General features: G+C 59.4%; 21 protein-coding genes and 1 pseudogene. 9 read left to right on the plus strand and 13 right to left on the minus strand.

Translation table 11 applies throughout. The features are described 5' to 3' along the window. The 4 genes from B5G42_RS18870 to B5G42_RS08520 form a co-directional block, all read right to left on the minus strand. Positions 1–137: 3-hydroxyacyl-CoA dehydrogenase NAD-binding domain-containing protein (locus B5G42_RS18870; protein ID WP_162611069.1), on the minus strand; the 137-nt coding region annotated here is incomplete at its 3' end. 295 nt (positions 138–432) lie between these two features. Beyond that, on the minus strand, positions 433–1,209 hold the full coding sequence (locus B5G42_RS08510) for an enoyl-CoA hydratase-related protein (RefSeq protein WP_087269079.1): 777 nt from the start codon (positions 1,207–1,209) through the stop codon (positions 433–435). A gap of 300 nt (positions 1,210–1,509) precedes the next feature. Next, on the minus strand, positions 1,510–2,481 hold the full coding sequence (bsh, locus tag B5G42_RS08515; RefSeq protein WP_087269082.1) for a choloylglycine hydrolase: 972 nt from the start codon (positions 2,479–2,481) through the stop codon (positions 1,510–1,512). Positions 2,482–2,604: 123 nt separating this feature from the next. Further along, a complete protein-coding gene (locus B5G42_RS08520; RefSeq protein WP_275532441.1) occupies positions 2,605–4,965 on the minus strand; it encodes a vitamin B12-dependent ribonucleotide reductase in 2,361 nt (786 codons plus the stop codon). Positions 4,966–5,128: 163 nt separating this feature from the next. Between B5G42_RS08520 and B5G42_RS08525 the strand changes: the two genes are divergently transcribed. Then, positions 5,129–6,046, plus strand: a complete 918-nt coding sequence (locus B5G42_RS08525; protein ID WP_087269088.1) for a CPBP family intramembrane glutamic endopeptidase — start codon at positions 5,129–5,131, stop codon at positions 6,044–6,046. A gap of 1 nt (position 6,047) precedes the next feature. On the opposite strand, the gene B5G42_RS08530 is transcribed toward B5G42_RS08525, so the two are convergent. Then, on the minus strand, positions 6,048–7,577 hold the full coding sequence (locus tag B5G42_RS08530; RefSeq protein WP_242961179.1) for a putative polysaccharide biosynthesis protein: 1,530 nt from the start codon (positions 7,575–7,577) through the stop codon (positions 6,048–6,050). A gap of 149 nt (positions 7,578–7,726) precedes the next feature. Here B5G42_RS08530 and B5G42_RS08535 point away from each other — a divergent pair, with 149 nt between their 5' ends. Beyond that, positions 7,727–8,437 carry a DUF554 domain-containing protein gene (locus B5G42_RS08535; protein ID WP_087269091.1) on the plus strand — a complete coding sequence of 237 codons (711 nt, stop codon included), beginning with the start codon at positions 7,727–7,729 and terminating at the stop codon, positions 8,435–8,437. A gap of 192 nt (positions 8,438–8,629) precedes the next feature. Here B5G42_RS08535 and B5G42_RS08540 read toward each other — a convergent pair whose 3' ends face one another. The 7 genes and pseudogenes from B5G42_RS08540 to B5G42_RS08570 all read right to left on the minus strand — a co-directional run bounded on the left by B5G42_RS08540 (position 8,630) and on the right by B5G42_RS08570 (position 17,702). Further along, complete coding sequence (locus B5G42_RS08540) at positions 8,630–12,382, minus strand: InlB B-repeat-containing protein (RefSeq protein WP_140399831.1); 3,753 nt, start codon at positions 12,380–12,382, stop codon at positions 8,630–8,632. After that, positions 12,328–12,795 (minus strand): hypothetical protein, encoded by a 468-nt coding sequence (locus tag B5G42_RS08545; RefSeq protein ID WP_140399832.1) that lies wholly within the window; start codon positions 12,793–12,795, stop codon positions 12,328–12,330. Before B5G42_RS08545 ends, B5G42_RS08540 begins: the two co-directional genes overlap by 55 nt. 473 nt (positions 12,796–13,268) lie before the next feature. Then, entirely contained in the window at positions 13,269–14,192 is a 924-nt protein-coding gene (locus B5G42_RS08555; RefSeq protein WP_162611070.1) for a helix-turn-helix domain-containing protein, read from the minus strand. 108 nt (positions 14,193–14,300) lie between these two features. Further along, positions 14,301–14,471, minus strand: a pseudogene (locus B5G42_RS18675) (helix-turn-helix domain-containing protein); the annotation flags it as partial. A gap of 309 nt (positions 14,472–14,780) precedes the next feature. Further along, complete coding sequence (locus B5G42_RS08560; RefSeq protein ID WP_087269105.1) at positions 14,781–15,809, minus strand: glycosyltransferase family 2 protein; 1,029 nt, start codon at positions 15,807–15,809, stop codon at positions 14,781–14,783. 12 nt (positions 15,810–15,821) lie between these two features. Continuing rightward, the gene (gene glf / locus B5G42_RS08565) at positions 15,822–16,991 is read right to left on the minus strand and encodes a UDP-galactopyranose mutase (protein ID WP_087269108.1); all 1,170 of its coding nucleotides are present in this window, start codon (positions 16,989–16,991) and stop codon (positions 15,822–15,824) included. A 138-nt stretch (positions 16,992–17,129) separates the two neighbouring features. Continuing rightward, on the minus strand, positions 17,130–17,702 hold the full coding sequence (locus B5G42_RS08570; RefSeq protein WP_087187824.1) for an inorganic diphosphatase: 573 nt from the start codon (positions 17,700–17,702) through the stop codon (positions 17,130–17,132). 360 nt (positions 17,703–18,062) lie between these two features. Here B5G42_RS08570 and B5G42_RS08575 point away from each other — a divergent pair, with 360 nt between their 5' ends. The 7 genes from B5G42_RS08575 to B5G42_RS08605 all read left to right on the plus strand — a co-directional run bounded on the left by B5G42_RS08575 (position 18,063) and on the right by B5G42_RS08605 (position 24,737). Further along, positions 18,063–18,953 (plus strand): phosphate ABC transporter substrate-binding protein, encoded by an 891-nt coding sequence (locus B5G42_RS08575; RefSeq protein WP_087269111.1) that lies wholly within the window; start codon positions 18,063–18,065, stop codon positions 18,951–18,953. A gap of 86 nt (positions 18,954–19,039) precedes the next feature. Next, the gene (gene pstC, locus B5G42_RS08580; RefSeq protein ID WP_087187822.1) at positions 19,040–19,906 is read left to right on the plus strand and encodes a phosphate ABC transporter permease subunit PstC; all 867 of its coding nucleotides are present in this window, start codon (positions 19,040–19,042) and stop codon (positions 19,904–19,906) included. A 9-nt stretch (positions 19,907–19,915) separates the two neighbouring features. Beyond that, positions 19,916–20,782 (plus strand): phosphate ABC transporter permease PstA, encoded by an 867-nt coding sequence (pstA, locus tag B5G42_RS08585; RefSeq protein ID WP_087269240.1) that lies wholly within the window; start codon positions 19,916–19,918, stop codon positions 20,780–20,782. 12 nt (positions 20,783–20,794) lie between these two features. Beyond that, positions 20,795–21,556, plus strand: coding sequence for a phosphate ABC transporter ATP-binding protein PstB (gene pstB, locus B5G42_RS08590; RefSeq protein WP_087187821.1), 762 nt, complete (start codon positions 20,795–20,797; stop codon positions 21,554–21,556). A gap of 12 nt (positions 21,557–21,568) precedes the next feature. Further along, entirely contained in the window at positions 21,569–22,219 is a 651-nt protein-coding gene (gene phoU, locus B5G42_RS08595) for a phosphate signaling complex protein PhoU (protein ID WP_087269114.1), read from the plus strand. Positions 22,220–22,248: 29 nt separating this feature from the next. Further along, entirely contained in the window at positions 22,249–22,917 is a 669-nt protein-coding gene (locus tag B5G42_RS08600; protein WP_087269117.1) for a response regulator transcription factor, read from the plus strand. Between the two features lie 89 nt (positions 22,918–23,006). Then, a complete protein-coding gene (locus tag B5G42_RS08605; RefSeq protein WP_087187818.1) occupies positions 23,007–24,737 on the plus strand; it encodes a sensor histidine kinase in 1,731 nt (576 codons plus the stop codon). A gap of 113 nt (positions 24,738–24,850) precedes the next feature. Here the strand turns inward: B5G42_RS08605 and arcC are convergent, their stop codons facing one another. Then, positions 24,851–25,792, minus strand: coding sequence for a carbamate kinase (gene arcC, locus B5G42_RS08610; RefSeq protein WP_087269120.1), 942 nt, complete (start codon positions 25,790–25,792; stop codon positions 24,851–24,853). Between the last annotated feature and the right edge of the window lie 44 nt (positions 25,793–25,836).

Consider the following 25,836-nt stretch of genomic DNA (forward strand, 5'->3'; position numbering starts at 1 on the left):
TTGTTCAGACGGCCCTCGGAAGCCTTGATGATGTCGTCGTTGATGTCGCGGACGGTAACATCAAAATCCTTCTTGGCGAAGACCTGAGCGATGTCCAGGCCCATAGTGCCGCCGCCGATGACAACAATCTTTTTCATGACAAAAAACCTCTTTTCAATCTGTTTTTAATTTTAAAGAAAGGATGTATCGAACTGAAACAGAGGATGCTTCCTTACTTGTTCTGGAAATGCTTCTCAGCGCGCTTCTCCAGGAAGGCGCCCATGCCCCCGCCCCACCCGGTGCTGCACACCGTGCGGGACCCCCATGATTTCACTCAAATCGCCGGAAATGAATTCCGCCGATTTCAAGGTTTTGGCCACAGGCCAAAACGCTTGACGGCGCAAGCGCCGGGGACTCAGCCATGGGCCAGGTAAGTACTCACTTCCGGATAGTTTACTTGTTCTGGAAGTGCTTCTCAGCGCGCTTCTCCAGGAAGGCGCCCATGCCCTCGTCCTTGTCGGCAGTACCGCAGCAGACACCGAAAGCCTCGGCCTCGAACGCGGAGCCGGTGGCGATGTCGGTCTGCATACCCATACGGATGCAGCGCTTGGACTCCTGCACGGCGATCTGAGCGTTGGCACAGATGGCGTTGGCCAGCTCCATGGCCTTGTCCATCAGCTCCTCGGCGGGATAGACCTCGCTGACCAAGCCGATGGCCTTGGCCTCATCGGCCTTGATGGTCTTGGCGGTGAGGATCAGCTCCATGGCCTTGGAGATGCCCACGATGCGGGGCAGCCGCTGAGTGCCGGCGAAACCGGGGGTGATGCCCAGGCCCACCTCGGGCTGACCGAACCGGGCCTTCTCACTGGCCAGGCGGATGTCGCAGGCCATGCTCAGCTCGCAGCCGCCGCCCAGAGCGAACCCGTTGATGGCGGCGATGACCGGCTTGGCCATATTCTCCAGCTTCAGGAACACGCTGTTGCCGTGCACGCCAAACTTCTTGCCGTCGATGGAAGAGAAGTTCTTCATCTCGCCGATGTCAGCGCCCGCCACAAAGGAACGGCCCGCGCCGGTGAGGATCATCACATAGATCTCGTCGTCGGCAGCCACCTGATCAATGACCGCGTCCAGATCGCTCAGAACCTGGCTGTTCAGCGCGTTCAGCGCCTCCTGCCGGTCAATGGTGACCACGCCCACGTGGCCCTGCTTTTCCAGCTTCACAAAACCCATTATGTTCTGCCTCCTTGTCCTGTAACCTATCTAGAATTGTTATATTTTTAACAAGTCCTTACCTAATAAGTATAACGCACCGCCGCCCAACAGGCAAGTAAAATGCAAGAGAAATTCGTTATTTTTTTATCAATGATTATAGCCAATATGCACAACTCGGTTTCAGAAAGCCGCCTTAACTCTCGGCCGAATTGGCAAACCACATGGTTTTTGGCCCGGTTTTCCCTTTTTTCGCCCTGTTGGCAAGGCGCCGCATTTATGCAATATGTACAAGTGCCGGGGCGAACGCCCCGGCGGGGCTCACGGCACAAAGCGGATCTGCTGCTCCGTCACCAGGGGGTAGCAAAGCAGCGTTTCTCCCTCCCGCTTTGCCTCGTCCATGGACACCGCGGTGATCTGACTGTTATCATAGGTTTTATAATAATAGGTGCCCGTCCGGCCGTCGATGCAGCAGGAGTAATCCGTGAGGTCCCACTTCCCCTCCGGTGTCCGTACTGCCCCCCGGGGCATGGCTACCGCGTCAAGGATGTGAAAAACCTGGCTGACACTGGAGATCTCGTCCCGCTCACAGGCGCTGTTCCACTTAAGGAAGGCGGCCCGGACAAAGCGGGAGGCGGGTGACCAGTCTCCCGGCAGGCCCAACGTGCCCATTCCCTGACCAAAGGGACACAGCTCCACCCCACCGAAGCGGTTCTCCGGCTGGGCGGCGGACAGGCCCATATACTGGTTCAGGTTGGTCAGGTGGAAATCAAAGGTGGGGTTGTTTGTAAGCACCCCCACCGGGTCCTCAAACAGTCTCAGGCCGTCGGCCATAGGCTCCGCCACCAGGGCCCGCTTTCCGTCGGCCAGGTGCCAATGGAGGGGGGCGTTTGGCATATTGGGGGCAAAGGGGGTATCCAAAATACGGACAGAGCGCAGCTTTTCCTCCGCCTGGTCCACGCTGTCGCAGCTGCCCAGCAGCCAGGGGATCAGCTCATAGGGGGCGGCGGGGGTACCGTCCTCCGAACCGCAAGGATAACAGGCGTTACCCGGGAAGTTGAGGCCTGCCATATAGAGGCCCTTCTCGTTGACCCCCTCAGCATAGAGGGGGTAGCCCTCCGCCACTGTGGCCATGCCGATGATGGCATAGTGCTTCTTCAGGGTGGGCATGGCTTGAAAGGAAAATGGGTAATTACGTGGAGTAATGACCACCTGCTGGCCAAACTGGTATTCCAGATCCAGGTTCCGCCCAAAATAAGTGTGGTCGGTGGTAAAGGTCAGGCTGGTACACATGGCTGACGCCTCCTGTATTCAAATGAAATGCCTTCCGGCGCATCCCTTAGTGTGACTGTCCCCGCTCCAGGTTATCCGGACTCTGTTGCAAAAAGGGCCTGCCGGAGCAGGCCCTTTTCTGTTTTAGCCGCACTTGGAGTAGCCGCAGTCACGGCAAGTGACGCAGCCGCCTTCGTGCTCCAGCTTCGCCCCGCACTCAGGGCAGAACTTGGCCAGCTTGGCCTCGGCAGGAGTCATGCCGGGCCGAGGAATGGGAGCCGCAGCCTTGGTTGCCGCACTGATGGGAGCAGGAGCGGGCTCGTGGGTGCCCTTGGACACCTTAAGCACCTTCTCCAGAGCCTTGGCAATGGCGTCGGGGCAGGAGGTCACCGGTACGCCGGACTGCCGCAGGCAGGAGGGGCAGCGGATACCCTTGAGCTGCTGGATGATCTCCTTGGGGTCCATGCCGGAACGGATGCCCACGCTGACCAGCCGGGCCGTTGCCTCGCTCTGGCTGGGGCAGCCGCCGGCCCGACCGGTGTTGGTAAACACCTCACAGATGCCGTTCTCGTCGTAGTTGACGGTAATATAAAGGTTGCCGCAGCCGATGCGCACCTTCTCGGTGAAGCCGGTGGTCACCGCCGGGCGGGGCCGGGGCTGGATGTGGCCATAGGCCTCCTGAGGCACCTGGCACTCCTCACACACCCGGCCGGTGGGGGCGGGGGCAGCCTCCTTACCGTCGTTGACCTTGCCGATGTTGAGCACCTGCTCGTTGCGGCTGCCGTCCCGGTAGATTGTGGTGCCCTTGCAGCCCAGGGTGTAGGCCAGGCGGTAGACCTCAGCCACCTCGGCCTTGGTGGCGGAGTTGGGGAAGTTCACCGTCTTGCTGACGGCGTTGTCGGTGTACTGCTGGAAGGCGGCCTGCATCTTCACGTGCCAGATGGGGGACACGTCGTGGGCGCACACGAATACCCGCTTGATCTCCTCGGGGATACCGTCCACATGGGCCAGAGAGCCCTGCTCCACGATCTGCTTCATCAGAGTCTCGGAGTAGATCCCCGCCTCCACCAGCTTGTCCTTCAGGATCTGGTTGGTCTCAATGAGGTGGGTATTGTCCATGACATTGCGGATATATGCATAGGCAAACACCGGCTCCACACCGGAGGACACGCCGGCAATGATGGACAGGGTGCCGGTGGGAGCGATGGTGGTAACAGTGGCATTGCGGATGGGCTTGCCGTCCTTGTAGATACTCTGGTCAAAGAGGGGGAAGGCACCCCGGCTCTCGGCCAGCTTCTCGCTCTCCTGGTGGCCGATGGTGTTGATGGTATCCATGATCTCCTGGGCCAGGGCCACACCCTCCTCGCTGTTGTAGGGCACACCCATATAGAGGAGCATATCGGCAAAGCCCATGACGCCCAGGCCGATCTTCCGGGTGGAGCGGGTCATCTTGTCAATCTCGGGCAGGGGGTACTGGTTGACCTCAATGACGTTGTCCAGGAAGTGGACGGCGGTACGGATGGTCTTTTCCAGCTTGGCCCGGTCCAGCACCCAGCCCGCCACGGTCTTGGTGATGTGGTTGACCAGGTTGATAGAGCCCAGATTGCAGCTCTCATAGGGCAGCAGGGGCTGCTCACCGCAGGGGTTGGTGGACTCAATCTCGCCCTGGCTGGGCACCGCGTTGTCCCGGTTGAGCCGGTCCAGGAAGATGATGCCCGGCTCGCCGGTCTGCCAGGCGGAGGTGACGATGGTGTCAAAGACCTCCCGGGCCTTCAGCTGGCCCATCACCCGGCCGGTGGCCGGATCCACCAGATCGTACATCCCGTCCGCACTCACCGCCTCCATAAAGGCCTCGGTGATGCCCACGGAGATGTTGAAGTTGGTGATCTCGGAGGTATCGTTCTTGCAGGTAATAAAGTCCATAATGTCGGGGTGATCCACCCGGAGGATGCCCATGTTGGCCCCCCGGCGGGTGCCGCCCTGCTTCACCGCCTCGGTGGCGGCGTTGAACACCTTCATAAAGGAGATGGGGCCGCTGGCCACACCGCCGGTGGAGTTGACGGTGGAACCCTTGGGACGCAGCCGGGAGAAGGAAAATCCGGTGCCGCCGCCGCTCTTGTGGATGAGAGCTGCGTTCTTAATGGCGTCAAAGATGTCCTCCATGGAGTCGGCCACCGGCAGCACAAAGCAGGCGGACAGCTGCCCCAGAGGGCGGCCGGCGTTCATCAGGGTGGGGGAGTTGGGCAGGAAGTCCAGATTGGTCATCATCTCATAGAATTCCGCCGCCGTGGCCACCACATCGGCCTTGGGGTCAAAATGGCGGTCGCCTTCGGCCACCGCGTTGGCCACACGGTGGAACAGACCGTCCACTGTCTCGGTGGGATTCCCCCGCTCATCCCGGGCCAGATAACGCCGCTCCAGTACAGCCTTGGCGTTTTCAGAAATGGGCATATCGTATCTCTCCTCTGAGTGTATTTCAGTTCTAAGCACAAGATATTGTATCATGAAAAACGCCCATGTCAATATGTCCGATTTCTTGCCCTTTTCACCCGTTCTTGCTATAATGGAGCCCGGAAGCCCTTGTGCCTGAAGCAGGTGCGAATTTCGGGCCGTGCTTTGCCGGTCCGGCTGGGCTCAATTTGGATTTATTTTTGTGCGAGGTGACGGAATGGATCTCCATCAACCGGACCGGGCCCAGCTGCTGCGCCCCCACTGTCAATGGTTCTCCCGGCTGGGATGGGCCCTGTTTGCCCAGATGGCCGCCATGCTGGCGGTCCAGCTGTTGGTGGCCGGCATCGTCCCCAGCGTTTTGAATCACCCCATCTCCCGCTGGTGCCTCTCCGTGGGCTCAGCCTACGGCGCGGGTGTGCCCGCCTTCTGCCTGGTGCTGCGCGGCGTGCCCGCCCCGGGCCCCTCCGCACGCCGCCCCATGGGGCCGCTGAACCTGGGCAAAGCCCTGGTGACCACCCTTGGTCTGGTCTATTTGTCCAATCTGCTCACCCTGCTTCTCACCCAACTGATTGGGATTCTCCGGGGCCAGGCGGTCACCAATCCGGTGGACAGTCTGGCTGGCTACCCTACGGTACTCAACCTTCTGCTGGGCTGCGTCATTGCGCCCCTGTCAGAGGAATATCTCTTCCGCTATTTGCTGCTGAACCGTCTGCGGCCTTACGGGGATAAATTTTCCATCCTGGCCTCCGCCCTGTGCTTCGGCCTGTTTCACGGCAATCTGAATCAGCTGTTCTATGCCTTTGCCGTGGGGGCCCTCTTCGCCTATGTGGTGCTCCGGACCGGCTGCCTGTGGCAGTCCATCCTGCTCCACGCCCTGATCAACTTTACCTCGGTGGGTCTGGTACCCCTGCTGGAGCTGCTGGGCCAGACCGGAGAACTGCTGACCTCCCTGCTGGTGCTGGGGTCCATCGTGGTCGGCATGACCTTTCTGGTCACCAGCTGGCGGGAGATCAAACTGGAATCCGGCCTGGTCCCCTTCTCCGAGGGCATGAAATGGCGGCTCTTCTTTGAAAATCCTGGTGTCATCGCCTTCTGTCTGCTGGCGCTCATCCTGATGGCCAGCTATGTTCTGTAACCTACCTCAAGCGGAAAAGGCGATGCAGCCGCACCCCCTGAGCCTGGAGGGCCGCCAGGTAGAGCACCACACCGAAGAGGGTGCAGGCCCCCACCGCCGTCCACTCCCCTACTCCGCTGTCCAGCAGCACCCGAAAGAGCAGGTTGCCGGTGAGGCCGGTCAGCAGGGCCGCCAGGCCGGGGGCTACCCCCCAGCCAAAGAGCCGCAGCTTCAGTCCGGTAACCCGCCGCACCTGGAACCAGTTCAGGAGCGCTCCCAGGGCGGAGGAGGCCACCACCCCCACCCAGTAGCCGCCGATCCCCACACCGGGGAGTCCCAATAACAGATAGGTGCAGCCCAGCTGCAGCCCGCCGGACAGAATGGAACTGCGGGCTGCAGCTTTTTGTCTGCCCAGGCCGTTGAGGGCGCATCCCAGTACCGCCTGCCAACAGGACAGCAGTACCCCTACCGACAGGGGGAGCAGATATCGACCTACCCCCTCCTCCCGAAAGAGCAGCTGGCCCAGGGTGGGGCCCACCACTACCAGCAGAGCCATGGCAGGAAACATAAGCACCGAGGTGGCCAGCATAGACCGGTCGATCCGCCGCCGGATCAGCGGGGTGTTGCCCAGAGCTGCCCCCTGGGCCAGCTTGGGCATGAGCACCAGCCCCAGGGCGCCGATGAAGGCAGTGGGCAGGCAAAGCATGGGCATGGTCATGCCGCACAGCACACCGAACTCCTCCATGGCCCGGCTCACCTCCGCTCCGGCGGCCACCAGCCGCTGGGGGATGAGCACCGCGTTGGCCGAGCCCATCAGGTTGCCCAGCAGACTGGTGAACCCCACCGGCAGGGCGATGGCCAGGATCTGCCGGTTCATCCGCCGGGAGGCCCCCGGCTCTCCCAGCTTCTCCCCTGCCAGCCTGCGGCGGGCCAGCAGCATCAGCGTGATGGAGGAAAAGAGCTCGCACACGATCATGCCCACCACGATAATGGCCACGGTCCGCTCCGGATTCTGGGGCAGGAAGAGCACCAGCAGCCCGAGAACCGCCGCCGCCCGGATGACCTGCTCGCACAGCTCCACCGCCGCCGGGGGCCGGATGGCGCCGGTACCATAGAAGAAGTGTTTATGGAGGTTCTCCACACCGGTAAGCAGAATACAGGGCAGCAGCAGCAAAAGCCCCATCTGAGTGCGGGCGTCCCCCAGCAGGTACACCGAAATAGGGTCATACAGCAGGGCAGTGACCGTGGCCAGCACTCCAAACAGTCCCAGGAAGCACAGCAGGCACCGGCGGAGCACCTGGGCCGCCGCTCCCCGCTGTCCCCTGGCATAGTATCCGGCAGACAGGTTGGATACCGCTGCCGTCAGCCCCACCGCTGTCAGAGAGAGCAGCACGGAATAGACCGGCATAATGAGCTGGTAGAGGCCCATGATCTCCGCCCCGATGAGGCGGGAAAGTAAAATCCGGTAGACAAAGCCCAAAAACTGCCCGGCAATGCCGGTACCGGTGAGCAGCAGGGTGCCGTAGAGCATGGATGTCCGGTCGAGCTTCAATGGGCCCTCCCCCTTTCAATGGTCCACTTCCACTCTATTCCGCATGGTTGTCCGGCATACATCCAGAAACCTTTTGACAAATGACGGCAAAGGTTTTATCATAGAACCGTATATTTTAGTGAATTGCAGTATAAAAGTGAGGAATCCCTATGATCGCCACCGTCATCAATGTGGTCCTGATCCTGCTGGGCAGCATTCTGGGCCTTCTGTTCAAAAACCGCATCAGCGCCCGGTTTGCCTCGGGTATCACCTTCGCCCTGGGCCTGTGCGTGCTGGGTATTGGCACTACCAGTATGATTGGCACAGCCGACACTTTATGTGTCATCGTGTGTATGGTAATCGGTACCCTGTTGGGAGAGCTCATCAACATTGAGAAACGTATGGACTCGGTGGGAGACGTGCTTCGCCGCAAACTGATCCGCGGAGAGAGCAACAGCCGCTTTGTGGAAGCCTTTGTAAACTGCTCTGTCCTGTACTGCGTGGGGGCAATGGCCATCAACGGCGCCATGGAGGCCGGGATGAACGGCAATTATGATATCATCATCTCCAAGGCGGTGATCGACGGGGTCAGTTCCATTACCTTTGCAGCCGCCATGGGCATCGGGGTGGCCTTCGCTGCCCTGCCCACCTTCCTCTACCAGGGTGCACTCACTATTATTTTCAGCATCGTGGGACAAGGGATAGACCCGGCCATTGTCACCGAGATGAGCGCCGTGGGCGGCACCATCATCGTGGGTATCGGCGTGAATATGCTGGGTCTGCCCAAAGAAAAACTGCGGGTCGGCAATATGCTGCCCGCCATCTTCCTGCCCCTGGCCTACATTCCCATCCGGGACTGGCTGATGGCAACGCTGGGCTGAGCGGCATAAAAGGCAGACACATGGTAGTTTCCCACGTGTCTGCCTTTGTCTTGCCCACTTAACTTTATCAAAGATCTTGCCGTTTCCGCCGCTCGACAGGCCAAATATTTGGATAGGAAAAAGGGCTTCCCAGCGAAAACCATCGCTTGGGAAGCCCCTCTCGTTTTTTACCAAACGGGAACAGATGAAACCTTATTCATCAACAAGTCCTTCGCAAAACCGCATCAGGATCACAGCAACCTCGGCACGGGTAGCATCTCCTTCAGGGCTGAGGGTACGGTCACTGGTACCGTTGATGATTTCAGCGCCCACAGCCCACTGCATGGCGGGAATGGCATATTCGCCCACATCGGCAGCGTCCGTGTAGGAGAGAATGTTGGTGTTCTCTCCGATGCTCACATCGTAACCCTTGTACTGCGCATAGCGGTGGAGCATGGTAGCCATCTGCTCTCGGGTGATAAGATCGTCAGGCCCAAATTTGTTGTTTCCGTATCCGGTAATGATTCCTTCACTGGCGGCCCACCGGACTGCCTCGCCGTACCAGGAATCCAGATCCACATCATCGAACGGCACGGCGTAATCTACCACAGGGCTGCCCTCCAGCCGCCACAGAATGGTGGCAACCATGCTTCGGGTGGTGGTCATATCCGGGCTGAAGGTGATGCTGCTGGTACCGTCCATCAGGCCGTGTCTATAGACGTAATACACGCCGTCCTCATACCAGATATCCGCGGGCACATCCACGAAGGGCAGTTCAATCTGAGTCACCTCAGTAAAGGCGGCTTTCACCGTAACGGCACTGTCCGGCATGGTAAAGGTGTATGTACCATCCTTCTCTTCATCCAGCGTGATGGTTTTTCCATCCTGCTGCGTTACGGTAAGGCTGTCAAGCCGATAGCCGTCGTCCGGGGTGACGGTCAGAGTAACCGTCGTGTCGGCGTTGGCGCTGTTCCGGTCCGCGACGACGGTGCCGTGGTCGCTGTCCTCCACGGTGATCTTGTAGCTGGAGACACCGCCGCCTCCGCCACCGCCACCACCGCCGCTGGACTGCACTTCAAAGGTGGCCGCAACGGTCAAAGCGGTATCGGTTTCCGCAACCGTATAGGTACTGCCGCTGGTAAAGTTCTTGCCGTTCACCGTGAGGGTACTCAGGCGATAGCCGCTGTCGGGCTGTCCGGTAATCACCAGTTTGTCACCGGCAACCACCTTCACGCCGCTCTTCAGGGCAACGCCGTCACGGGTGACCGTCACAGTACCGTTTTCAGCGGTTTCGATGGTCAGAGGAATGCCAGCCAGAATATCCACTGTCAGGCCGATCTCCTCCTGCACATTGGGAATAAAAACGGTCACAGTGCCGTCGCCGTTGGGTGTGATGGTCGCATCCTCCCGGGCCACAGTCACGGTCTTGATGGCGCTGTCCGCAGCAGGCGCCACGGTGAAGGTCACGTCGCCGCCCCGGCGAATCTCATTTTCCGGCGCGCCGGGATAGGTATCTGCAGGGTTCCGCTGATCGATGGTAACGGTATAGCCTTCGCCGCCTGCGGGAACCACAAAGCCCTGGTACGTCTCAAACTCCACGGTAACGGTGGTATTTTCGCCGAGGGAGTCAATGGTCAGGGTGTTGGTGAGGTTGCCTTCCACCACTTCGCCGTTGATGGTCCACGCCTTTACCATGTAGTTGGCATCCGGGGTGGCGGTAATGGTGATGGTCTCACCATAGCGGGCGGGATCGGTAGCCGAGGCGGTGCCGCCGGTGCCGGTTTTCAGGGTCACCTGCTGCTCCATGCCCCAAAGCTCCACAGCCACGGTGCAGTCGTCGGTGGCCGCATAGGTAAAGGTGTTGCCGGTCTCACCGGGCTGCTCCACACCGTTCACTGTCCAGCACTTCACTTCGTAGTGCTCGTCAGGAACCACGGTAAAGGTAACAGGTCCGGACACGGCAGCGCCGCTCTCGATGGAATATTCGCCCATCTTGGCGGTCAGTGTGCCGTGGGCAGGATCGGCAAAGCTCACCTTGGGCAGGCCGGAGGTGTACTGAACCGTCACATTCAGGTCCTGCATCGGGGTAAGGGTAAGTGTGTTGCCGGTTTCCGGCTGTACCACACCGTTGACGATCCACTCCTTCACCCGGTAGCCCTCATCAGGCGCAGCGGTAAAGGTGATGGTGCCGTCCTCATAAACCACGCTGGGCTTGCTGTCATCATACAGCTCCATGCCCTTGCGCTCCGCCGCAGCGGAGATGGTGCCGTGGGTGCCGCTTCCGTCGGTCACTTTCCACTCCTTGAGGGCATAGCCGTCAGCGGGAGCGGCGGTAAAGATGATTTCATCGTCGCTGCCGAAGGTGGCGCCGGTGGAGGGGAATGCCTCCCCATTCACAGTCGCGCTCACGGTGCCATGGTCATCGTTCGCGGTATAAGAGACAATGCTCTCCTCCGCTACCACAGCGGCGGTCACGGTGATGGTGGTGGCCTCCTGGATGGCGAAGTTGAACTGGCCGTCCACCGGGGTAACGGTCTCGGTGCCCTCCTCTGTGGTCAGGGTCACTTCGGTGATGGCATAGCCGGGCTTAGGCACGGAGATGGCAAAACCTGTGCCCTCCTCTGTAGACTCCAGATCGTCCCACGACCATCCGCCCTTGCTCTTGTCATAGATCTCATAAGTATAGGTGATGACCGGGGTGCGCTGGAGCACCACGCTGTCGTAGGCCTTGGTGGCAAAGCTGTCGGTGGTTGAGGTAGTCAGGGTCTCCTCAAAAGTCTCCGTCCAGGTGTTGGAGGAGCCGACCTGCAGTTCCACTGTGACAAAGTTGGTCTCCACCTCTCCGGCAAAGCCCACACCGAAGGAGGTCTCGTCGCCGGTGCCCTTGGTGTATTCGTAGCTCTGGGTGAAAGAATAGGTGGTCTCGCCGGAGTCGCTGCCCAGGTCAATGCCGTCAAAATAAGGGGCCATCTGGAGCACGGCGGCAACCCGGGGATCGGTGTAGGTCCAGTTCTTACCCTTGTAGCGGGCCAGCACGCCGTCGTCATCCCGGTCCATGGAGACCAGCACAAAGTTGGTGTTATAGTTCCAGTTGCCCCCGGCGCCGGCGCCGCCCTGTCCTGTGCTGCCGCCCATGAAGAAGCCGCTGGATTTTTCATAGAACATACTGGTGTCGGTACCGCCGGCGCTGCCCACGCCGCCGCCGTTGCCGTCATAGTTCTTGCCGCCTACGGCGCCCAGACGATAGAAATAGTCGTCGTCTCCGCTCTCCCTATTGCTATAGACAAAGAAGATCTGCTCATAGCCGTAGTCGTTGCCGTCGAAATTGCCCACAGCCACGGAGGGGATGAAGGTCTGGTCGCAGATCGTGCTCTGGACGGAATCATCATTATCCTTGACGAAGGAGACGGTGTAGAGCTCATTGGCACCGCCGGTGGAGAAGTCGATGATCTTGCCGCCCATGAAGACGTATTCCGCGTTGATGCTGCCGTTGAAGGCCACGCAGGCCAGGCTCAGAGGCGAGCGGCCATACTTGCCGCCGGTACCGCCGGCAAACCAACCGGTGGCGTCGATGGAATGGAAGTGGGTCACACTGTCGTCCGTACCGGGGGAGGCAAAGCTGCCATCGGAACGGGCGTTGAAGACGGCAACATTCCAAATATTCCTATCCAAGGCGTAGGCAGTTTCGCAGTCGGCGGAGTTAGCTTTGGAGGTGACGGTATTCTTGGTGCCGCCCACCACGATTTCGTCGGTGCCGTCGCCGTCCACGTCGCCGGTGTCCAGTCCCACGGCAGTCATGGTATAATAGCTTTTCTTTCCACCGCTGATGCCGTTATCCATCGCCAGAAAAACGACCTGGCGGCCGCCGTCTGCCACAGGGCTGGAAGCGTTGCCCCCGTAGGACACGGCCATCATGGGGAGGTAGTATTCGCAATCGAAGTTTTGTTTGTCACCGCCTGCATCCATGAGATAGGAGACCGCCACCAGATCGTCCTTGCCGTCGCCGTCATAGTCGCCAGCAGTGATGGCAAAATAGTTGCCCGCCAGTTTTCCGGGTTACTCTTCTTGATCCAGGATGCATCGGTTGGGAACCAGTAGCCCTGCCAGTTCTCTCCGGTATCCGCGTCCTGGACGTAGAGGATGATTCTTTCATCATTCGGTTCAAAGCCGATGTAGGCGATGTGATCCTTCCGCCCCGAGCCGGCGGGGTCGAAGGCCACAGCCTCCACAAAGGAGAGGGCGTAGGTGGCGAACGGCGGCTCACCATGGATGTTTTGATAGCTGCCATAGTTGGCAAAGCTGCCGTTTACCCCACCCTCGCCGAAGCCGCCGCCGCGGCAGGCAGCGTCATGCCGGGCATCAGGGATACCAGCAGGCACAGGCTGACAAAAGCCGCAAGGATTCGTTTTTTCATTTGCTTTCCTCCTTTGCTTCTGAAGTGGTAGAAGTTTCCGTACCGGAGTGCATTTACCGGATTAACGTTGACTGTCTCAGCCGCTCGTCATCCTCCTTTCCCAAAATGGCGGGCTTTTGACGACACAAAAAGGGCGCGCCACGCCGCGAAAGAAACGCAAGCGCAACGCACTCTTTGGAAAAATCTAAAATTTGGAATTTCATAAAGGGGCAGACCTGTTCCGTCTGTCTGGCCATGGAAGTGGACATCCATTTGTCAAGATATTTGCCGTAACTCTTCACCCCATCGCCTCTCTCTCATTCCGGTAAGCACTGCCGTGTCTCTGCGCATTTCGTAAAATAGCGTATTCACATTATAGCGGAAAGAATCCAGGGTTACCATTACCCATTTTGACCCCTAAAATGGGTGAGGCATATGGGCATACCCCTTGTTGCTTTTCTACCGAAGCATATACTGCTTCAAGTCTTTTCGATTCTCCACGTTGAGCTTTTTCATCGCCTCGGAAATGTGGCTCTTAACGGTATTTATCGAAATATTCAGGTATTCCGCAATTTCCTGATTGGTCCAGCTCCGTGCGGCCAGCATGGCCATGGCAAATTCGGTGGTGGTCAGATCGTCCGCCACATCATGCCCGGTGATAGGGTTGTGAACTCTACGCCAGCCGGAAGAGAACCGATAGGTTATGTCAATAATCCGCTTGAAGTCTTCCGGCCAATTTGGTTTGATGGTCGCCTCCAACATCGCGCCCAAAAGCCCGTGGTGCTCGCCGAAGCCCTCAATGAGATCATCCGGGCGGGCAATCTCCCACGCCGTCAGAAGATGGGCCTGGGCACGATCCGGCTGTTTCATGCTCATGTAGTCCATCACCGCCACCAGATGGAGATAAATGGCGGAGATGGGGTAGGCACTGGCCCCCATGGCAAGGGTGGCCTCCACCACCCCGGCGCTGCGTGCGTATTCCTCTTTTAAATAGAGGTAGTGGGCCTGCACATACAGCGCAAATGCCCGCAGGCCAGGAGGCAGCAGCGGCAGGAATTCCTTCGTGGGCGGCATTTCCGCCGGCAAAGGCAGATGCAGCAGCACCGCCGCCGCAAAGGCCACAAAGACTTCCATGGCGCGGATGGGCGTGGCATTTTCTCCTCCGGCAGCCAGGGTGCTTTTGATTTCATTCAGAGCGTATCGGGCATGATCGATCCGCCCCATGGACAGGCAGGCATAGGCAAAAATCCAGCAGGCAGACAACTTGGTCGCCCCATCCTCCGCATTGAGGTAGGGTTCGGTCTCCTGCATGGCTTTTTCCGCCTGTCCGCTGAAATAGTGATACTCTGCCAGGGCAATGTCCTTTTGGGGTCCTGCTTTCATTTGATCGATGGTTTCCAGGCAATGACCCGGCTCAAAGGCTGTGTTCATCAGAGGCATAAAACCAGGAAAGAGTTCTTGGGGCCGCTGCATCTGGGCGGCTGCGGACTGCCTCTTTTGTTTGCGGGGATCACCTGGTTTTTCAGCGTCTTCCGGGATCGCCCAAGATCCGCCGAATCGTTCCGCACCGGGAATACGGCCTTCCGCACAATATTGATTGACCCGCCGTTCGGATATGCCCCATTTACAGGAAGCTTCTTTAATGGAAAGATACCCGTTCACTTCCGTACCGCCTTTCAAGAAAATCTGCTGTGTCTATGCTGTAATCACGGCAAGAGGGCACTCCTTGTCAAAATCTGGGAGTGCATACGTCTTTTTCAAGTATATTGTATACGAATATCAGTAGATTTTCAAGCAATCAGATCATAATCAACAATAGGAATCATCATATTATGGATGAAAAAAAGAGTGCTGATATTCCATATCAGCACTCTTTTTCTTATGATATTAACATTTCCCGATATTCTGGCTCTTCCGTCTGAACATATTGTTTTCCCTTTATTATAAGGAAAACACATTTTGCTTTTATGCTCAGTTGAACTTATAGATCTTTCGGGCCAGCCGGTACAGCTTCACCGACAGCTTCCGGCCCTGATATCCGGGGATGTTGCCCACAAAGGACAGGGAGCGGTACTTGTACTTGTGATAAAGCCCCACGTCCTTGCTGCGCAGATACTCCCACAGTTCGGTCTTTTTGCCCAGGGCCTCGGGAGAGCCGTCCAGAATGAGGAAGATGGAGGAGATGGTCATCATCATGGACAGGTAGCTGCTCATATACCGGGCCAGCCGGGGCTGCTGAGCGTGGAGTTTGCGGAGATCGTGGCTGTCGATCATGATCTTGTTGACCCGCAGCTGCTGGTCCACCCGGCCCACCATCACCTGCTCGTTGACGCTCTGGTCAGCCCGGCCGATAAAGTAGCGGTACAGATCAATGTCCATGTAATAGATCCGCTTCACATAGGGCAGAGGCTGGTAGACAAAGATGTTGTCCACATAGAAGGTGTGCTTAGGCAGCTCCAGGCCGCAGTCCCGCAACAGCTGGGTGCGGTAGATCACGCTGTGCATCAGCAGGAACTGGGAGGGGCGGAACCGGCCCACCTTGCTCCAAGAAAAGATCTTGTTCTGGGGGAACACATTGGTGTACCGGACCACCTTCTGGGTGTTGTCCTCCACGTGCTCGTAGACGTAGTTGGCCACGAACATATCCACCGGCTTCTCCATTTTGGCAAACTTCCGCAGTTTCTCCAGAGCCTTCTGGAGGGCGGCCTCATCCAGCCAGTCGTCGGAATCCACCACCTTGAAATAAAAACCGGTGGCGTTTCGGATGCCCTGGTTGACGCCCTCACCGTGGCCGCCGTTCTCCTGATGGATGGCCTTCACGATGTTGGGATACTGCGCGGCGTAGCGGTCACAGATGGCGGGGGTGTCATCCTTGGTGGAGCCGTCGTCCACCAGGATGATCTCGATATCCTCACCGCCGGTGAGCAGGGTCTCCACACAGTGCTCCATATAGGCTGCGGAGTTGTAGCAGGGCACTGCGAACGTAATGAGCTTTGACATATGTAGCTTTCCTCACTTCAACAGATCGTCACACAGCGCCAGAGCCCGGGCGGCAATGGCATCCATGTTGTAGTACTTGTACTCCGCCAACCGGCCCAGCAGATGGAACCGGGGGAACTGGTCGGCCTCCGCCTTGTACTTGGCGTAGAGGGCGTTGTTGGCCTCGTTGATGATGGCGTAGTAGGGGATCTCCCCCGCCCCGCCGGTATAGGCGCTGGAGTACTCCTTCATGATGGTGGTCACACCGGGCAGCTCCTGACCGGTGAGATACTTGAACTCGGTGATGCGGGTATAATCCTGGTCCATGGTGTAGTTCACCGTGCCGTGGCTCTGCCAGAAGTCCACGGGGTGGGTCTCAAACTGGAAGGTCAGGGTGCGGTAGGGCAGCCGGCCGTAGCAGCAGCCGAACAGCTCATCTGCCGCGCCGGTGTAGATCACCGTGCCGTCAAAAGGCACGCCGTCCAGCAGCACCTGCCCGTCCGCCAGGGTCAGGCGGGCGGCGGCGTCGGTGTTCAGCTCCACGGTGATATCGGGGTGATCCAGCATCCGCTCAAACATGGGGGTATAGCCCTCCTTGGGCATCCCCTGGTAGAGATCCTGGAAGTAACGGCAGTCCTCGGACAGGAACACCGGCACCCGGGCGGTGGTGTTGGGATCAATCTCCTCCGGGCGCTGTCCCCACTGCTTCATGGTGTAGTAGACAAAGACGTGCTCGTACACATAGTCGGCCAGGGCGGCGATCTCAGGATCGGGATTCTGCCGCAGTTCCAGAATGGTGACCTTCTTCTCCATGCCGTAGGCAGCGATGAGCCGCTTGGCCAGACTGTCGGCCTTCTCCGCTCCGAAGGCCGCCCGCATGGACACCAGATTGAATGGCACCGGCATTTCCATCCGGCCCTCTTCCGCCGGAATGTTGGCCACCACCTGATGCTGATAGTTCAGCCAGGGGGTGAAGCGGGACAGATAGTCAAAGACCCGCTTATCGTTGGTGTGAAAGATATGGGGACCGTACCGGTGGATGAGCACACCGGCCTGGTCAAAGCAGTCGTAGGCGTTGCCGCCCACATGGTCCCGGCGCTCCAGCACCAGCACCTTTTTCCCGCCCCGCTCGGCCAGCTCCCGGGCGCAGATGGCACCCGCCATACCGGCGCCGATGACCAGGCAGTCAAATGGATGACCCATGGTATCCGTCCTCTCTCATTGGAATGATCGCAGCGATTGGATGCGGCCATATGCCCAGTCCAGGCATATAACGGATTCATTTTAACACAGAATCAAAGAAATGGGGGAAAAGAATCCATTAAGTTTTCCTTAACGGTGTTATCGGTCCGAAGCCCGGTGATCCACCCGGGGGGCAGCTCCGCCCAGGAAGCACTCGGCATAGTGATCCATGGCCCGCTGGATGACCTGAATGGCGGCCTGCCGGTCGTTCACGTCGCCGGCCACGGCCTCCTTGCCCTCCAGAGCCTTGTAGACCGTGAAGAAGTGGGCCATCTCATCAAAGATGTGGCCGGGCAGATCCATCAGATCCTGATAGGTATTATAGGTAGGATCGGAGAAGGGGATGGCAATGATCTTTTCGTCGTTCTTGCCGCCGTCCAGCATGGAGATATAGCCCACCGGATAGCAGCGCACCAGAGTCAGGGGGTCCATGGCCTCGGAGCAGAGCACCAGCACGTCCAGGGGGTCGCCGTCATCGCCGTAGGTCCGGGGAATGAACCCGTAGTTGGCGGGATAGTGGGTAGAGGTGTGGAGCACCCGGTCCAGAATGATGAGACCGGTCTCCTTGTCCAGCTCATACTTCTTCTTGCTGCCCTTTGGAATCTCAATGACCGCCACAAAGTCCTCAGGCTGGATGCGGCTGGGGCTGATATCATGCCAAATATTAGACATCTCTGTATCTCCTTTTATTTTATGATCTGCTTATGTCCGTTCTGGATCGTCAGACGGACACAGAATAAGCTGATTCAGTAATCATTATTATATCTTTCCTCCCGAAAGAATACAATACCTTGCCCCGTTCATTTTTCCACGTTTTGTCTTTTTCTGCCCACTGCTCCAAATTGGCCGGTATTCCTTTTGTAAAATGGGACATCCTACAATGTAAAGTCCGGAAACCACTGGGAGAGAGCAGCTTTACTCATTCTTTACAATTCGTTGAAGGACAACTTTACAATGGGCCGTTATACTGTAGCTTGTTCCGAGACACCAAAAGACACCAAGAATACATTGCATGATTGGAGATTGAACACCATGAAAAAGAGAACTCTTGCGCTGATGCTTTCCGCCGCTCTGTGCGTGGGTATGCTGGCCGGCTGCGGCGGCGGCGATGCCGGCAGCGCCAACAGCCCCGCCGGCAACACCAACAGCCCCGCTGTGACTGAGTCCGAGACTCCCGACAACACCACCGAGCTGACCGGCACCGTGGTCACCAACGGCTCCACCTCCATGGAGAGCGTGATGGGCTCCCTGACCGAGGCCTTCCGTGAGGTCCAGCCCGGCATCCAGGTTCAGTACACCGGTTCCGGTTCCGGCGCCGGCATCACCTCCGCTCAGGACGGCACCGCCGACATCGGTCTGGCCAGCCGCGACCTGAAGGATGATGAGACCGGCGTGAAGGCCATCACCGTGGCCAAGGACGGCATCGCCATCATCATCAACCCCGAGAACCCCGTGGCTGACCTGAGCGTGGAGCAGATCGCTCAGCTGGCCACCGGTGAGATCACCAACTGGTCCGAGGTTGGCGGCAACGACGCTCAGGTCGTGTTCATCGGCCGTGAGGCCGGCTCCGGCACCCGCGACGGCTTCGAGTCCATCACCGGCACCGAGGACGCCTGCAAGTACCAGAACGAGCTGACCTCCACCGGCGAAGTGATCGCCAACGTGGCTTCCAACCCCAACGCCATCGGCTACGCCTCCCTGTCCGCTGTGGATGACACCGTGAAGGCCATCACCGTGGGCGGTGTGGCTCCCACCGAGGAGACCGTTCTGGACGGCACCTACGCCATTCAGCGTAACTTCAACTTCATCGTCAGCGACAGCGCCGAGCTCTCCGACGCGGCTCAGGCCTTCATCGAGTGGGCTACCTCCGCTGATGCCGCCGATCTGATCGCCGGCGCCGGCGCGGTGCCCGTGGCCGAGTAAATCCATCCGCCGTTTTGATTGCCCCCTCGGTCACGAGGGGGCAATCTCTATGATTTCAACTTTTTACGAAAGGCCGGTCATCAACCATGAAACAAAAGCTCCGACCGTTGGAAGTGACCATGAACCTGCTGTTCTTCCTCTGCGGTTTCATTGCGGTCGTCTTCGTCCTGTTCATCAGCATCTACCTGATCATCTCCGGCCTGCCCGCCATTAAGGAGATCGGGCTGGTGGAATTTCTGTTCGGGACCAAGTGGGCCTCCACCGCAGCAGAGCCCTCCTTCGGTATCCTTCCTTTTATTCTGACCTCCATCTACGGCACTGCCGGCGCCATTGTGCTGGGCGTTCCGGTGGGCTTTATGACGGCGGTGTTCCTGGCCAAGATCGCCCCGCCCAGAGTCGCCTCCGCCGTGCGCACCGCCGTGGACCTGCTGGCAGGCATTCCCTCGGTAGTCTACGGTCTCATCGGCATGATGGTGCTGGTTCCCGCCGTCCGGGAACTGTTCAACCTGCCTGACGGCGCCAGCCTGTTCTGCGCCATCATCGTGCTGGCCGTCATGATCCTGCCCTCCATCATCTCCGTGTCCGAGACCGCCCTGAAGGCGGTCCCCAAGGAGTATGAGGAGGCCTCCCTGGCCCTGGGCGCCACCCACATTGAGACAGTGTTCCGGGTAAGCGTTCCCGCCGCCTCCAGCGGTATCGCCGCCTCTATCGTGCTGGGCATCGGCCGTGCCATCGGCGAGGCCATGGCCGTCATCATGGTGGCCGGCAACGTGGCCAATATGCCCTCCCTCTTCTCCTCCGTCCGCTTCCTGACCACCGCTGTGGCCAGCGAAATGTCCTACGCCTCCGGCCTCCAGCGTCAGGCTCTGTTTTCCATCGCGCTGGTGCTCTTCCTCTTTATCATGCTTATCAATGTGATCCTCAACACGCTTCTCAAACGGAAGAAGGGGTGATATACTGTGATCGAAATGAAACCTCTTTCCGGAAAGCGGAAGGCCTATGACCGTACCCTCCGTTTCCTGCTCTACTTCTGCGCCGCTCTGACCTGCGCACTGCTGGTGTTCGTCATTGGCTATATTTTTATCAATGGCCTGCCCCACATCTCCTGGGAGTTCCTGACCACGGAGACCAGCTATATTAAAGATACCATCGGCATTCTGCCCAACATCCTCAACACGGTCTATATTGTGGTGGTCACCCTGATCTTTATCCTGCCTCTGGGCGTGGGCGCCGCCATCTACCTCACCGAGTACGCCCGCAACCGGCGGCTGGTAAGCATTCTGGAGTTTGCCACCGAGACCCTCACCGGCATCCCCTCCATTATTTTCGGTCTGGTGGGTATGCTGTTCTTCTGTCAGTTTCTGGGCCTGAAGGCCTCCCTGCTGGCCGGCTCCCTCACCCTGGTCATCATGACCCTGCCCACCATCGTCCGCACCACCCAGGAGGCCCTCAAGACCGTTCCCCAGTCCTACCGGGAGGCCGCCCTGGGCCTGGGCGCCGGCAAGTGGCGGATGATCCGCACGGTGGTGCTTCCCTCCTCGGTGGACGGCATCGTCACCGGCTGCATCCTGTCCATCGGCCGCATTGTGGGCGAGTCCGCCGCCCTGCTCTTTACCGCCGGTATGGGCATGGCGCTCAACGACTTCTTCGGCTCCTTTGACCAGTTTATCCACTCCTCCGGTGCTTCCCTCACCGTGGCTCTGTATGTGTATGCCAAGGAGCGGGCCGAGTTTGACGTGGCCTTTGCCATCGCCGCCATCCTGATGCTGCTCACCCTGGTCATCAACTTGACCGCCAAGCTGGTGGGCAAGAAATTAAAGAAGAAATAAGGAGTTCCAACCATGGATGAAAATACGATTCTGTCTGTAAAGGGGCTGGACCTCTGGTACGGCCAGACCCAGGCCCTGAAGGATGTCAGCGTGGATATTCCCGAAAAGCAGGTCACCGCCCTCATCGGTCCCTCCGGCTGCGGCAAGTCCACCTTCCTGAAAACCCTGGACCGGATGAACGACCTGGTCCCCGGCATCAAGATCACCGGCTCCATCCAGTACCGGGGTCAGGAGATCTATGACTCCAAAGTGGACGTGACCTGGCTGCGCAAGCAGATCGGCATGGTGTTCCAGAAGCCCAATCCCTTCCCCATGTCCATCTACGACAACATCGCCTACGGTCCCCGTACCCACGGCATCAAGAACAAGAGCCGTCTGGACGACATCGTGGAAAAGTCCCTCCAGGGCGCCGCCATCTGGGACGAGGTGAAGGACCGCCTGAAAAAGTCGGCTCTGGGCCTGTCCGGCGGCCAGCAGCAGCGTATCTGCATCGCCCGTGCTCTGGCCGTGGAGCCTGACATTCTGCTGATGGACGAGGCCACCTCCGCTCTGGACCCCATCTCCACCTCCAAGATCGAGGACCTGATCGCCGATCTGAAGAAAGATTACACCATTGTCATCGTCACCCACAATATGCAGCAGGCCACCCGTGTGTCCGACAAATGCGCCTTCTTCCTGCTGGGCCAGCTCATCGAGTTCGGGGATACCACCCAGCTCTTCTCCGTGCCCAAGGATAAGCGCACCGAGGACTACATCACCGGCCGCTTCGGTTAACAGGAGGCTCTCATGAGAAAAACCTTTGACGCCGAGCTCCAGGAGCTCAATTATGAAATGATCGACATGGCCGCCGCCGCTGAGGACGCCATCGACGTGGTGGTGGAGTCTCTGGCCTCCAGCGACGATGCCGCCGCCAAATCCGCGGTGGAAATGACCAAGCACATGGACGAGATGGAGCGGGACATCGAAAACCGCTGCCTGCGTCTCCTCCTCCAGCAGCAGCCCGTGGCCCGGGACCTGCGCACCATCTCCGCCGCCCTGAAGATGGTCACCGACCTGCAGCGCATCGGCGACCAGTGCTCCAACATCGCTGAGATTTCCCTGCTGCTGAAGGAGCAGCAGCAGACCCAGACTCTGGCAGACATCCGCACCATGAGCCAGAAGGCCGGTGTCATGGTGAAGCGGGCCATTTTCGCCTACGTCAACCGGGATACCGATGCGGCCAATGCCGTGGTCAGCCTGGACGACGAGATCGACCAGCTCTTCCGTACCATCAAGAGCGAGCTGGTGGAGCTCATCGTGGAGAACCGGGAGACGGCTGACCAGGCCATCGACCTGATTATCATCGCCAAGTATCTGGAGCGCATCGCGGACCACGCGGTGAACATCGCCCAGTGGGCTATTTTCTGTGTCACCGGAGAGATCCAGCTCCAGGCCTGAGCCCCCAATACGAAATGGAAGGTGATCCCATGTCCAGAGCCATCGTGGTGGTGGAGGACGACGAGAGCATCCGCGAGATGCTCCGGTACTATTTTCAATCCGTAGGTTATACCGTTCGCCCCTATGAATCCGGCGAGGCCATGTTCGAGGGCGAGACGGCCCATAGCCTTCCCGTGCTGTTTATTCTGGACATCATGCTGCCCGGCATGGATGGTCTGGAGATCCTCCGCCGCCTGCGGGAGGGCCGGGACACCGCCGAGGTGCCGGTCATCATGCTCACCGCCCGCAGCGCTGAGATGGACCGGGTATCCGGCCTGGAAAACGGGGCCGACGACTATGTGGTCAAGCCCTTCGGCATCATGGAGCTCCAGGCCCGGGTGAAGGCGGTGCTTCGCCGCACCGAGCGCCGGGGCGACCAGGTGCTGACCTGCGGAGATCTGGAGATCGATCCCGCTGCCCGGGAGGTCCGCAAGGGCGGTAAGCTGGTGGACCTTACCTTCAAGGAGTTTGAGCTGCTCAAGCTGCTGTGTGCCCGCCGGGGCGTGGCCCTCACCCGGGACGAGATCCTCCAGACGGTTTGGGATTACGACTATACCGGCGAGACCCGCACTGTGGATATGCACGTCAAGGCCCTGCGCCAGAAGCTGGGCGACGACGTGGTCACCACGGTCCGGGGCGTGGGCTATAAAATGTCCTGACGGCCTGCCGCCCTGCCGGGGCGGCTGCCGTCACACCACGGGCGGCCTCCATCCGCCCGTTTTCCCATTATCTGCGAGAGGAGCCTATTATGAAGAAACGAATCATCGGCGCAACACTGCTCACCGTGGTGTTCGCCCTGCTGATCTCCAATGTCGTGGGGGTCCTGATGTTCCGCAGCCGGGAGATGGACGCCGCCCGCTCCACCCTGCAGGAGCTGCTGGAGCTGATGGACGCCCAGAGCGCCATCACCGAGCCGGAGGCTTTGATGGAGCAGTTCCATGCCGCCGCCCCCGACAAGCGGCTCACCATCATCGACACCGACGGCACCGTGTTGGCCGATACCGACGCGGACGCCTCCCAGCTGGAGGATCACAACAGCCGTCCCGAGGTGATTGACGCCGAGCGCTCCGGCTGGGGCGAGGCGGCACGCCATTCTGATACCCTTGGAACCTCCATGTTCTATGTTGCCAAGCGCTTTGCCGACGGCATGATCGGCCGTGCTGCCATGCCCCTGTCCTCCATCAACTCTCTGGTGATGAGCGGCGTCTGGGGTTTCCTGATCGCCTCCATTGCCGCCCTGCTGCTGGCCTTCCTGCTGTCCCACCGCACCGCCAACCGTATCATAACCCCTCTCAACTCGGTAGGCGGCGCTCTCCAGGGCGTATTGGACGGCAAAAAGACACCCGGACTGGAGGATCTTCAGGCCGACGACGAGCTGCGTCCCATCCTGCGCTACATTGACAAGCTGATGGATCAGCTGGGCGGCTACATTCAGTCCATTACCGCCGAGCGGGACAAGGTCAGCCTGATCTTGGACTGTATGGACGAGGGCCTGATCCTGCTGGATGAGGAAGGCAAGGTGCTGGCCATCAACCGGGCTGCCCGTACCCTGTTCGGCTTCCCCGAGGGAGAGCAGGAGGACGGCGCTCTGCTGCTCACCCGCAGCCGCCGGCTCCGGGAGGCCATCCATGACTGCCAGGAAAAACATTCCTCCATTATGCTGGATGTGGATGCTCTCACCGAGGATGCCCGCTCCCTGCGGCTCTTCGTCTCCCCCGTCTCCGGCCGCCAGTATGAGGGCCAGCCGGTGGGTACCTCCATCCTGGTGTCCGACGTCACTGAGCTGAAGAAGGCGGAGGGTATCCGCAGTGAATTCACCGCCAACGTGTCCCATGAGTTGAAAACTCCTCTGACCAGCATCAAGGGCTTTACCGATATGCTGTCCAGCGGCATGGTAACCTCTCCCGCCGATCAGAAGCGGTTTATCACCATGATCGGTGTGGAAGTGGACCGGCTCATTGATCTCATCAACGACATTCTCAAGCTGTCCGAGCTGGAGTCGGTGGCCATCGACCAGACCGAGGAGCGCTCCGCGGTGCTGGACGCGGCCCATGACACCGCCTCCCTGCTGGAGCCCTCCGCCAAGGCCGCCGGTGTGACCCTGGCCGTAGAGGGCGAGAGCGTCACCGTAGGCGTCCCCATGAGCCGGCTGAAAGAGCTGCTCTTCAATCTGATGGGCAACGGCATCAAGTACAGCGAAAACGGCGGCACGGTGACCACCCGTGTCCATGTACAGGACGGCAAGGCTGTGATCTCGGTGGAGGACCACGGCATCGGCATCCCCGAGGAGGACCAGAGCCGGGTATTTGAGCGGTTCTATCGGGTGGAAAAGGGCCGGGCCCGCAAGAACGGCGGCACCGGCCTGGGGCTGGCCATCGTCAAGCACATCACCCAGCTTTACGGCGGCACCGTCAGCCTGGAGAGCCAGGTAGGCAAAGGTTCCACCTTCACTGTGATCCTTCCCATTCCCAACAACTAAGACAAATCCCCTGCCGGTTCTCCGGCAGGGGATTTTTTATGCCATAAACGTGCCCGCCCCGGAGCCTTCCGGAGCGGGCACGTTTTGCTTTGTTCGTTTGGAGTTTGCTTGGATTACTGATGGATAGCGGTACCAGTCTTGCCGGCCACGCCGTCCTTGGCCTTCTCCAGCAGGGTGATGAGGGCGGAGCGGCCGGGAGCGCTCTCAGCGAACTCCACAGCGGCCTGCACCTTAGGCAGCATGGAGCCGGGAGCGAAGTGACCCTCAGCGATGTACTTGCGAGCCTCGTCGGGAGTGAGGGAGTCCAGCCACTGCTCGTTGGGCTTGCCAAAGTTGATGGCCACCTTCTCCACGGCGGTGAGGATGATAAGGGTGTCGGCCTCCACCTGCTGAGCCAGCACGCAGGAGGCGAAGTCCTTGTCGATAACGGCAGCAGCACCCTTCAGGTGATGACCCTCGGTCTTGTAGACGGGGATACCGCCGCCGCCGCAGGCCACTACCACCAGGCCGGCAGCCACCATGTCACGGATGGACTGGATCTCAATGATGGACTGGGGCTTGGGAGAAGCCACCACACGGCGATAGCCACGGCCGGCGTCCTCGATGACGTTGTAGCCGCGCTCGGCCACCATCTTGTCGGCCTCTTCCTTGGTCATGAAGGCGCCGATGGGCTTGGTGGGATTCTGGAAAGCCTTGTCCTCGGGGTCCACCTCCACCTGGGTGAGCACGGTGGCCACGCCCTTGTTGATGCCCCGATCCAGCAGCTCCTCCCGGAGGGCGTTCTGCAGGTCGTAGCCGATGTAGCCCTGGCTCATGGCCACGCACACGGACAGGGGGCAGGGGATGTACTTCTCCGGCTCGGAGCGGGTCAGCTCGGCCATGGCTTTCTGGATCATGCCCACCTGGGGACCGTTGCCGTGGGCGATGATGACCTCGTGGCCCTCTTCAATCAGATCCACGATGGCCCTGGCGGTCTGCTTCACGGCGATCATCTGCTCAGGAAGATTGTTGCCCAGAGCATTGCCGCCCAGGGCGATCACAATACGCTTGCCCATGTTAAAACACCTCATAATCAAAAATTTATGCTAGGGTCCAGGCG

It is taken from the genome of Flavonifractor sp. An91, assembly GCF_002159225.1.
Lineage (GTDB): Bacteria > Bacillota > Clostridia > Oscillospirales > Oscillospiraceae > Flavonifractor > Flavonifractor avicola.